General features: G+C 40.9%; 2 protein-coding genes. Both read right to left on the reverse strand.

Features of this window, described 5'->3' with window-relative positions:
• Positions 1 to 344: 344 nt before the first annotated feature.
• Complete coding sequence (locus tag V7201_RS23090) at positions 345 to 851, reverse strand: GNAT family N-acetyltransferase (RefSeq protein WP_335379094.1); 507 nt, start codon at positions 849 to 851, stop codon at positions 345 to 347.
• Between the two features lie 141 nt (positions 852 to 992).
• Positions 993 to 1,709 (reverse strand): 3-ketoacyl-ACP reductase, encoded by a 717-nt coding sequence (locus V7201_RS23095; protein WP_335379095.1) that lies wholly within the window; start codon positions 1,707 to 1,709, stop codon positions 993 to 995.
• Positions 1,710 to 1,881: the final 172 nt, after the last annotated feature.

Raw genomic sequence — 1,881 nt, forward strand, 5'->3', positions numbered from 1 at the left:
AATGCGTTAGCATTTTCGGAGGAGTCTACGCGCCTTCCACTCCAACCAACTGTTTTTAATCACTGATTTGTGGCCTGCATCTTTGTCGACAAGTTGCAATGGCAATTGCGTTTTTTTTGTTTTCGTTAAAGGTATATTAGAATAACGAAGTCATTTTTTAATATAATAATGATGGTTTTCAGGTGGATCGTACGTATTTCTCTATGTATGAAATCCTTGTTTTAGTACCAGGTCCTATCACTGTTATTTGGTGTCTTTTCCAGAAGGACACATCCTTCTGGAAGGAATCAAAAAGGCGCAAACCGATTGGTTCGCGCCTTTTTCAATATATAATGTTTGTACACTTATTCTTGGATTTGATACCTATATGCCTTAACGACAATTCCATCATGGGCTGGAACGAAGTCTAATTCACAAACTCGATGAAATCCTATTTTTTCATATAGCCGCATTGCACCGGTCATAAATTCCCCTGTATGTAAACCAATGTATTTTGCATTTCTGCCTCTGGATCTTGCAATACAATCTTTTATCAATGCACTTCCAACACCCCTTTTCCGAGCATCTGGCATTATGGCAAGCATGCGGATTTCAGGATAGTCCTGAGCTTTTACGTATCCTTGATAAGCGTCCGTTTTAGCAGGAAACAATGCTACGCTGCCAAGAATTCTTCCTCCTTCTTCAGCTATCAATAATTCTGCACCAGATAATGTATCAATGTCAGCCGTAATCGCAGATTTTAATGCTAGCCAATGACTTTCTGGAAGTAACTTAGCATATTCCTCATAAGCTGTGACTCTATGTTCCTTAATAACAGGTAATTCATTTTCCGTTGCTTCCCTAATGATCATCCCTAATCACCTCTGACTAAATAATACTTTATTTGGAAATGTTTAGCATTACATTTTTGTGATGGATACTATACTTTCTACCCTTTTAAAAGAAAAAACGAGCATAACTTTTAGCAGTTACACTCGTTTTAAACTACAAATTTATGGATTTGTCGACCACATGCCTGCTGTTTTGATAAATACGCGGCGGTTCAGCTTTAACTGGGCGACCATTAATTCTGCTAAATCTTCAGGCTGCATGACTTTTTCCGGGTTGCCATCCGTCAGGTTTGATTCGATTGCAAGATCTGTGGCCACCGTACTTGGTGTAAGTGCGCTGACGCGGATGTTATGCTTCCTCACTTCGAGCATCAATGATTCAGTCAGTCCTAGGACGCCGAATTTTGAAGCACTGTAGGCGCTGGTAACTGGTGCTCCCTTCTGCCCTGCGGTTGAAGAAACGTTAATGATGTCGCCTGTTTTACGGTCGATCATACCAGGCAGCACAGCGCGGGTTACATAATAAGTGCCCATCAAATTCACTTGAATAATTTTTTCCCATTCTTGTGGATCAAGTTCAAGGAATCCGCCAAATTTAGCGGTACCTGCATTATTGATCAGGATATCGATCGGCCCTAATTCAGAGGTGATATGCTCTACCGCATGCTGTACAGACGCTAAATCAGACACATCTGCAACCGCTCCTGCGACATTGACATCATATTCCTCCAGTTCAGCTGTAACCTTCTCCAAATTTGCAAGAGTAAGGCCAAGCATACCTATATTGACCCCTTCTTTTGCCAGTGCCAATGCTGCTGCACGGCCAATCCCTCTGCCAGCTCCGGTAATCAAGGCTGTTTTTCCTTTTAAAGATTCCATATGAAGACTCCCTTCAGAATGTGCAGTCAAGGTTTTATTATAGAAAAATCGGCTAGCTAAAACAAATAAAGAGACTTTTTAATAAAAGGCTCTGTTATAGCTGAAGTTGATTTTTAAACCCTGTTGATTGAAGTGGAAGGCGTGTAGACTCCTCCGAAAATGCTAACGCATT

Origin of the sequence: Bacillus sp. JJ1122, from assembly GCF_036964885.1 — a bacterium.
Lineage (GTDB): Bacteria > Bacillota > Bacilli > Bacillales > Cytobacillaceae > Mesobacillus.